We start from the raw sequence: 8478 nt of genomic DNA on the forward strand, positions 1-8478 counted from the left end.
TGCGCATCGAGAAAACGGGTCAGGATAATGTCGTTTTCCAACAGGCCCCGGCGGGAACGCCACCGCAGGCGCGCTCGGTTGGCGGGGTCGGCCTGATGCGCTGAGCTGTTCGGTTCAGTCATATGGATGTGCTACTTTATACGAAAACGGGCGACGAGGCCGCCGCCCGCGTGGTGCCGCTTAGATCGCGCGGCGGACCATCAATTCCTTGATCTTGCCAATCGCCTTGTTCGGGTTCAAACCCTTGGGGCAAACGTCGACGCAGTTCATGATCGAGTGGCAGCGGAACAGGCGGTACGGGTCTTCCAGGTTGTCCAGACGGTCGCCGGTGGCTTCGTCGCGCGAGTCGGCGATGAAGCGGTAGGCTTGCAGCAGGCCGGCCGGGCCGACGAACTTGTCCGGGTTCCACCAGAACGAGGGGCACGACGTCGAGCAGCACGCGCACAGGATGCACTCGTACAGGCCGTCGAGTTCCTCGCGTTCGGTCGGCGTTTGCAGACGCTCTTTTTCAGGCGGGATCGATTCGTTGATCAGGAACGGCTTGATCGAATCGTACTGCTTGAAGAATTGCGTCATGTCGACGATCAGGTCGCGGATCACCGGCAGGCCCGGCAGCGGACGCAGCACGATAGGCTCGGTCAGCTCGTTCAGGTTGGTGGTGCAGGCCAGGCCGTTCTTGCCGTTGATGTTCATCGCGTCCGAACCGCACACGCCTTCGCGGCACGAGCGGCGCAGGGCCAGCGAGTCGTCGACGTCGGACTTGATGCGCTGCAGCGCGTCGAGCAGCATCTTGTCGGTGTCTTTCAGTTCCACCGTCACGTCTTGCATGTAAGGCTTCGCATCCTGGTCGGGATCGTAGCGGTAGATTTTCAGTTTGAGAGTGCGTGCCATGTTCTGACCTTTAGAAAGTACGTGGTTTCGGTTTGAAGGTATCGACCGTCAATGGCTTGGTCACGACCGGCTTGTAGTCAAGACGGTTGCCTTCCGAGAACCACAGGGTGTGCTTCATCCAGTTGTCGTCGTCGCGGTGCGGGAAATCGCTGTGGGCGTGGGCGCCGCGCGATTCCTTGCGGGCCACGGCGGACGTGATCGTCGCTTTCGCCACTTCGATCAGGTTGTCCAGTTCCAGCGCTTCGACGCGGGCCGTGTTGAAGACCATGGACTTGTCCTTGAACGCGACGTGCTTGCGGCGTTCGTCGAGCACCATGATTTCCTTGTAGCCCTGGGTCAGCAGCGCGTCGGTGCGGAACACGCCGCAGTATTTCTGCATCGTGGCGCGGATGTCGTTGGCGACGCCCTGCACTTTTTCCGTGCCCTTGGAGTTTTCCAGGTGGCTCAAACGGCCCATGGCGTAGTCGGCGGCGTCCTTCGGCAGCGGCTTGTTTTCCTTCTGCTTCAGGTTGGACGCGACCACGTGGTTGCCGGCCGCGCGGCCGAACACCAGCAAGTCGAGCAGCGAGTTGGTGCCGAGGCGGTTGGCGCCGTGCACCGACACGCAGGCGCATTCGCCGATCGCGTACAGGCCGTTGACCACCTTGGCGCCGTCGGCGCCGGGCGCGACGACCTGGCCGTGGATGTTGGTCGGAATACCGCCCATCTGGTAGTGGATGGTCGGCACCACCGGGATCGGTTCCTTGGTGGCGTCGACGTTGGCGAACTTGTGGCCGATTTCCAGGATCGACGGCAGGCGCTTGGCGATGGTGTCGGCGCCGATGTGGCGCAGGTCCAGCATCACGTGGTCCTTGTTCGGACCGCAACCACGGCCTTCCTTGATTTCCTGGTCCATCGAGCGCGACACGAAATCGCGCGGCGCCAGGTCCTTCAGCGTCGGCGCATAGCGCTCCATGAAGCGCTCGCCTTCGGAGTTGATCAGAATGCCGCCCTCGCCGCGCACGCCCTCGGTGATGAGCACGCCCGCGCCGGCCACGCCGGTCGGGTGGAACTGCCAGAACTCCATGTCCTGCAAAGGCAGGCCGGCGCGCGCCGCCATGCCCATGCCGTCGCCGGTGTTGATGAAGGCGTTGGTCGAGGCCGCGAAGATGCGGCCGGCGCCGCCGGTGGCCATGATGGTGGTCTTGGCTTCCAAAATCATGCATTCGCCGGTTTCCATTTCCAGCGCGACGACGCCGATGACGTCGCCCTCGGCGTCGCGGATCAGGTCCAGCGCCATCCACTCGACGAAGAAGTGGGTGCGGGCCTTGACGTTGCGCTGGTACAGCGTGTGCAGCAAGGCGTGGCCGGTGCGGTCGGCCGCGGCGCAGGCGCGCTGCACGGCTTTTTCACCGAAGTTGGCGGTGTGGCCGCCGAACGGGCGCTGGTAGATCGTGCCGTCGGGATTGCGGTCGAAGGGCATGCCGAAGTGTTCCAGCTCGTAGACCACTTTCGGCGCTTCGCGGCACATGAATTCGATGGCATCCTGGTCGCCCAGATAGTCGCCGCCCTTGACGGTGTCGAACATATGCCAGAACCAGTTGTCCTCGGCCATGTTGCCGAGCGAGGCGCCGATGCCGCCCTGCGCCGCCACGGTGTGGGAGCGGGTCGGGAAGACTTTCGACAGCACGGCGACGTTCAGGCCGGCCTCGGCCAGTTGCAGCGACGCGCGCATGCCGGAGCCGCCGGCGCCGATGATGACCGCGTCAAAGCGGCGGGTAGGGATTGCAGATTTGTATGCTGCCACGATTAAACACTCCAGAGAATTTGCACGGCGTAGAACGCGCAGGCGATCAGCCAGATCAGGGTAGCAATTTGCAGGACCAGGCGCAGGCCGACGGACTTGACGTAATCCATCCAGATGTCGCGCATGCCGATCCAGGCATGGAAGAACAGGCCGAACAGGGTCACGGCGCTGAACAGTTTGAACCACTGCTGGGCGAACAGGCCGGCCCAGCCTTCATACGTGAAGTTCTGGCCGGTGAGGAAGGCGATCAGCAGCGTGAAGGTGTAGACCACCATGACGACGGCGGTGACGCGCTGGGCCAGCCAGTCGCGCAGGCCGTAGTGGGCGCCGACGACCAGGCGTTTAGGGCCGACGTTGTTGTTGACGTTGTTAGCCATTAGAACACTCCGAACAGTTTGAGGGCGACCAGCAGCGTCAGCGCCAGGCTGACGACGATCACACTGGCGGCCGATTGACGGGCTTTTTCCTTGGTCAGGCCCATGTGCAGGTCCATGAACAGGTGGCGCACGCCGGCGCAGAAATGCTGCATATATCCCCAGACCAGGGCCAGGATGATGAGCTTGACGACGATCAGCTGCGCGAAGCCCTGGAAGTAGGCGAAGGAGATTTCCGACGTCAGGCTCTGTTGCAGCAGGTAGAGCACGAACGGCAGCAGCGCGAACATGAGGAAACCGCTGATGCGGTGCAGAATCGAGACGATGCCGGCCAAAGGCAAGCGATAGTTAGACAATTCCGTGACATGAATATTACGGAACTCCGGCCGTTCTTTTTTTGGCACTTCCCTTACGGCTTCAGACATAAAGACCCCCTTTAGGCATAGGACAAACTTAGGACAAACAATTGAGACTGCGATTTTCGCCGATTTTCACGGTGATAACCAATATCTATTGTTACATAGAACAAAAATAGTCTTTTGCAACATCGGCGGCACGCTGATGCGGCAGGCTGGCGCAGCGGGCTGATGACACAGTCCGATGTATTTTCGACACCACAAGCGGTTTCGACGACATTGCGCGTTCATGAAAAAAGCGCATGGCGGACATCAGTTCAAGTCGTTTTGGTAATGGTGTCGCGCGGTCGAGTACAAGCCGCGGCGCAGCTCGACCGGTTTATCCCCATACGTAAACGAGACGCGCTCGGCGCACAGCAGCGGCGTGCCCACCGCCATCTGCAACAGTTCGGCGTCGGCCGCGTCGGCGCAGACGGCGCGGATTTTTTCGGCGGCCCGTATCATGCGGGTGCCGAATTCGGATTCGAACAAGCCGTACATCGGCCCCTTGTATTCGACCAGGCGCTCGGCGGTCAGCCCCTTGAAGGTCTGACCCGGCAGCCACAGTTCTTCGACGATGGTGGGACGGCCGTCGAACGATTGCACGCGCTTGATGTAGATGACGGCGTCGCCCGATTTCAGGTCCAGCAGGCGCGCCACGTCGGCCGGCGCGCGCATCCGTTTGACTTCGATGAATTTGCTTTCCGGATAGTGCGGCACGCCCTCGTCGGGCATCAGGCGCAGGAAGCGGAAGTGGGCCCGCGCCTCGTGGTGGGTCGACACGAAGGTGCCCTTGCCCTGGCGCCGCATGACCAGGTTTTCGGCCGCCAGCTCGTCGATGGCCTTGCGCACCGTGCCCTGGCTGACCTTGAAGCGGTTGGCCAGTTCGATTTCGCTCGGGATCAGCTCGCCCGGCTTCCACTCGCCCGATTGCAGGCTTTGCGTGATGAGCGCCTTGATTTGCTGATACAGCGGGGAGAAGGTGGGCGCGCCGCCGGCCGGGTTGGCCGCGCCGCCGGCCGCCGCCAATCCCGGGGCCGGAGCGGCCGCCCCGCTTGCGCCGGCAGCGGTGGAGGTGTTGCTCTGGTTGGGTGGGACTATGGGCGTGACAGGATTCATAGACCAAGATTTCACCACAAAACCCCCTCCCCGTCCAGCAAAAACGACAGATAACTTATACGTCTTATATAAGACATAAGATATGATTGACAGATGCAGCCGACGGGCCTAAACTCGCCAGCGATGCGATTTCTGGAATGACGGACCAGCCGCCATGGCCGAGAAAAGCATAGTTCCAGCCCCGGCGCTGGCCGGCGCTTGAGTGGCCGGGCAAGTGGTCCATGGTACCTCATTGGCACGGTCTGAAATCATCGGCAAAATAAGCGGTGAGAATAAGCCGCCGCATTTGGTATCATTACTGTTTTCCCGATTCAGCGTAGGCCCGCTTCAAGAACGTTTTCATACCCACTTTGGAGATTCATCATGGCTAAAACCCCAATGCGTGTTGCTGTCACCGGCGCCGCCGGTCAAATCGGCTACGCTCTGCTGTTCCGCATCGCCAACGGCGACATGCTCGGCAAAGACCAGCCGGTCATCCTGCAACTGCTGGAAATTCCTGACGAAAAAGCACAGAAGGCGCTCAAGGGCGTCATGATGGAAATCGACGATTGCGCCTTCCCGCTGCTGACCGAGATGACCGCCCACGCCGATCCGATGACGGCCTTCAAGGATGTCGACTTCGCCGTGCTGGTCGGCGCCCGTCCACGCGGCCCCGGCATGGAACGCAAGGACCTGCTGGAAGCGAACGCCCAGATCTTCACCGTGCAGGGCAAGGCGCTCGACGCCGTCGCCTCGCGCAACGTCAAGGTGCTGGTGGTCGGCAACCCGGCCAACACCAACGCCTACATCGCCATGAAATCGGCGCCGTCGCTGCCATCGAAAAACTTCACCGCCATGCTGCGCCTGGACCACAACCGTGCGCTGTCGCAGGTCGCGGCCAAGACCGGCACCGCCGTCAAGGACATCGAAAAGCTGTGCGTGTGGGGCAACCACTCGCCGACCATGTACGCCGACTACCGCTTCGCCACCGTCGGCGGCAAATTGATCAAGGACTTGATCAACGACCAGGAATGGAACGCCAACACCTTCCTGCCGACCGTCGGCAAGCGCGGCGCGGCCATCATCGAAGCGCGCGGCCTGTCGTCGGCGGCGTCGGCGGCCAACGCGGCCATCGACCACATGCATGACTGGCACGTCGGCACGGCCGGCAAGTGGACCACGATGGGCATCCCGTCCGACGGTTCCTACGGCATTCCGGAAGGCACCATGTTCGGCTTCCCGGTCACCACCGCCAACGGCGAGTACACCATCGTCCAGGGCCTGGAAATCGACGCCTTCTCGCAAGAGCGCATCAACCTCACGCTCAAGGAACTGACCGAAGAACGCGAAGGCGTCAAGCACCTGCTGCCTTAATTCTTCCTCAGCCCGTGGAACCGGTTAAACCGCCGATCCGCCGCACCCGCCGCGCCGCCGAGAGCAGCGCGGCGGGTTTGTCCGCTGCCCCCCTTGCTCCCTTAGCCCCCATCGCCACACCAAGCCCAGCCCCCATGCATCCATCCGAGGTTTTATTCCAGGGCAATCGCCAGCCGATACTGCTACCGGCCTGCGACCATTACGCCGGCTCCGAAAAGCTGATGCGTAAATCGATCGCCTTGCAACAAGAACTTGGCCCGCTGTTCGACATCACGCTCGACTGCGAAGACGGCGCCAGCGCCGGCAACGAGGAAGCGCACGCGCGCCTGGTCGCCACGCTGCTGGCCTCCGACGAAAACCAGTTCAACCGCATCGGCGCCCGCGTGCACGATGTCGCCAGCCCGTACTTCGCGCGTGACGTCGCCCTGATCTGCACGGCCGCCGCCAAGCTGGCCTACATCGTCATCCCGAAAGTGAACAGCGTGCAGGAAGTGATGTTCGCCATCGAGCTGGTCAACCTGCACGCGCGGCAGGCCGGCCGCATGGACTTGCCGGTGCACGTGCTGATCGAAACCCACGGCGCCCTGCGCGACGCCTACGCCATCGCCGCGCTGCCCCAGGTGCAGTGCCTGTCGTTCGGCATCATGGATTTCGTGTCGGCCCACTACGGCGCGATTTCGGCCAACGCCATGCGCACGCCGGGCCAGTTCACGCACCCGCTGGTGGTGCGCGCCAAGCTGGAAATCGCCGCCGCCTGCCACGCCCACGGCAAGGTGCCGTCGCATAATGTGACCACCGAAATCAAGGACACGGCCGTCGCCGCCAACGATGCCCAGCGCGCCGCCGCCGAATTCGCCTACACGCGCATGTGGAGCATCCATCCCGACCAGATCAAGCCCATCATCAAGGCCTTCACGCCGCGCGCCTCGGAAGTGAACGAGGCCGCCAGCATCCTGCACGAAGCCGGCCAGGTGCAGTGGGGCCCGATCGCCCAGAACGGCCGCCTGCACGACCGCGCCAGCTACCGCTATTACTGGTCCGTCCTGCAACGCGCCAAGCTGGCCGGCCTGCAAATCCCGGACACGGTCGGCGCGCTGCTCAACGCCAGCTACGCCGCCAGCGCCGCCGAACCCGTCGCCGCGCCGGCCAACGCCGTCGCGGGCGCAGCTGAACACTCCGCCGGCGATATCGCTAAAAACACGGCCGCGAACATCGCTGACAACGCGGCCGCCCACCCTACGGAATCACTCTGATGTCCCTGCTTAAATTCATCCTGGCCAGCAGCCTCGCCTTCGGCGTCGCCACCCTGCCCGCGCACGCCGCCACCAAGAAAACCTCCAAGGCCAAAACGGTCCAGGCCGCGCCGAAAGCGGCCGACCCGGAAGCGGACGAACCGGACACCAAGGACGACCAGGTCACCGAACTCGATTGCGAGCTCGGCAACAAGATCACCATTTACCGCAACGCCGGCGACGACCAGCACATCGCGCTGCGCTGGAAGAAGCGCCTGAACCGACTGACGCGCGTCGACACGACGACCGGCGCCGAGCGCTTCGAAAACAAATTCTATGGCCTGATCTGGATCGGCATACCGGCCAAGGGCATGCTGCTCGATTCGAAGCAGAATCACCAGCTGGCCAATGAATGCAAGGACGCCGAGCAGATGAAGCCGGCCGCCAGCGCCGCGCCCGCCGCCGCGCTGGTCGACAAGGGCTAGGCCCTCGGCGACACCGTTTTAAGGGGCGCGCCGCCACGGGCGCCTGGCCGCACCGTTTCACGTTGACGTTTTACGCTCAATATCAATAACAGATGAACCCCACTGAAGGAGAGGTCATGTCACGCAACACTCTGAACACGCTCAAGGATTTCAACATCGCCGCTGGCAAGAAGGGTAAGTTCTACTCCCTGCCGGCACTGGAAAAAAGCCTGGGCATCAACGTCTCCCGCCTGCCGGTGTCGATCCGCGTCGTGCTCGAATCGGTGCTGCGCAATTGCGACGGCAAGAAGGTCACCGAAGAGCACATCAGGCAGCTCGCCAGCTGGGCGCCGACCGGCGACCGTACCGACGAGATCCCGTTCGTAGTGGCGCGCGTCGTGCTGCAAGACTTCACCGGCGTGCCGCTGCTGGCCGACCTGGCCGCGATGCGCAACGTGGCCCACAAGATGGGCATCGACTCGAAAAAAATCGAGCCGCTGGTGCCGGTCGACCTGGTGGTCGACCACTCGGTCACCATCGACCACTTCCGCGAGCCGAACGCGCTGGACCTGAACATGAAGCTGGAATTCTCGCGCAACAACGAGCGCTACCAGTTCATGAAATGGGGCATGCAAGCCTTCGACACCTTCGGCGTCGTCCCTCCTGGCTTCGGCATCGTCCACCAGGTCAACCTGGAATACCGGGCGCGCGGCGTGCACAAGGCCGCCGACGGCGTCTACTACCCCGACACCCTGGTCGGCACCGACTCGCACACCACCATGATCAACGGCATCGGCGTGGTCGGCTGGGGCGTGGGCGGCATCGAAGCCGAAGCCGGCATGCTGGGCCAGCCGGTCTACTTCC

At 62.9% G+C, this 8478-nt stretch carries 10 protein-coding genes; 4 read left to right on the forward strand and 6 right to left on the reverse strand.

Going from position 1 to position 8478, the window contains the following annotated elements:
* From Q0S71_RS24800 to Q0S71_RS24825, 6 genes are all read right to left on the reverse strand, one after another.
* The coding region (locus Q0S71_RS24800) for a succinate dehydrogenase assembly factor 2 (protein WP_296001656.1) at positions 1–122 on the reverse strand (122 nt) is incomplete at its 3' end.
* 58 nt (positions 123–180) lie between these two features.
* Entirely contained in the window at positions 181–891 is a 711-nt protein-coding gene (locus tag Q0S71_RS24805; protein ID WP_296001640.1) for a succinate dehydrogenase iron-sulfur subunit, read from the reverse strand.
* Positions 892–901: 10 nt separating this feature from the next.
* A complete protein-coding gene (sdhA, locus tag Q0S71_RS24810; protein WP_296001641.1) occupies positions 902–2677 on the reverse strand; it encodes a succinate dehydrogenase flavoprotein subunit in 1776 nt (591 codons plus the stop codon).
* 2 nt (positions 2678–2679) lie between these two features.
* On the reverse strand, positions 2680–3054 hold the full coding sequence (gene sdhD, locus Q0S71_RS24815; RefSeq protein ID WP_296001642.1) for a succinate dehydrogenase, hydrophobic membrane anchor protein: 375 nt from the start codon (positions 3052–3054) through the stop codon (positions 2680–2682).
* Positions 3054–3476: a succinate dehydrogenase, cytochrome b556 subunit gene (gene sdhC, locus Q0S71_RS24820; protein ID WP_296001643.1), complete on the reverse strand. Its 423-nt coding sequence runs from the start codon at positions 3474–3476 to the stop codon at positions 3054–3056. The genes sdhD and sdhC overlap by 1 nt, the downstream gene beginning before the upstream one ends.
* Before the next feature lie 243 nt (positions 3477–3719).
* On the reverse strand, positions 3720–4565 hold the full coding sequence (locus Q0S71_RS24825) for a GntR family transcriptional regulator (protein ID WP_296001645.1): 846 nt from the start codon (positions 4563–4565) through the stop codon (positions 3720–3722).
* Positions 4566–4928: 363 nt separating this feature from the next.
* On the opposite strand from Q0S71_RS24825, the gene Q0S71_RS24830 reads away from it, so the two are divergent.
* From Q0S71_RS24830 to Q0S71_RS24845, 4 genes are all read left to right on the forward strand, one after another.
* Positions 4929–5918, forward strand: coding sequence for a malate dehydrogenase (locus Q0S71_RS24830; RefSeq protein WP_296001647.1), 990 nt, complete (start codon positions 4929–4931; stop codon positions 5916–5918).
* Between the two features lie 134 nt (positions 5919–6052).
* On the forward strand, positions 6053–7171 hold the full coding sequence (locus tag Q0S71_RS24835; RefSeq protein ID WP_296001649.1) for an aldolase/citrate lyase family protein: 1119 nt from the start codon (positions 6053–6055) through the stop codon (positions 7169–7171).
* Entirely contained in the window at positions 7171–7635 is a 465-nt protein-coding gene (locus tag Q0S71_RS24840) for a hypothetical protein (protein WP_296001651.1), read from the forward strand. The genes Q0S71_RS24835 and Q0S71_RS24840 overlap by 1 nt, the downstream gene beginning before the upstream one ends.
* 116 nt (positions 7636–7751) lie before the next feature.
* Positions 7752–8478 (forward strand): aconitase family protein (locus Q0S71_RS24845; RefSeq protein ID WP_296001654.1); only part of this gene is annotated, 727 nt, incomplete at its 3' end.

This window comes from Rugamonas sp. (genome assembly GCF_025354735.1).
Classification (GTDB): Bacteria; Pseudomonadota; Gammaproteobacteria; order Burkholderiales; family Burkholderiaceae_D; genus Rugamonas.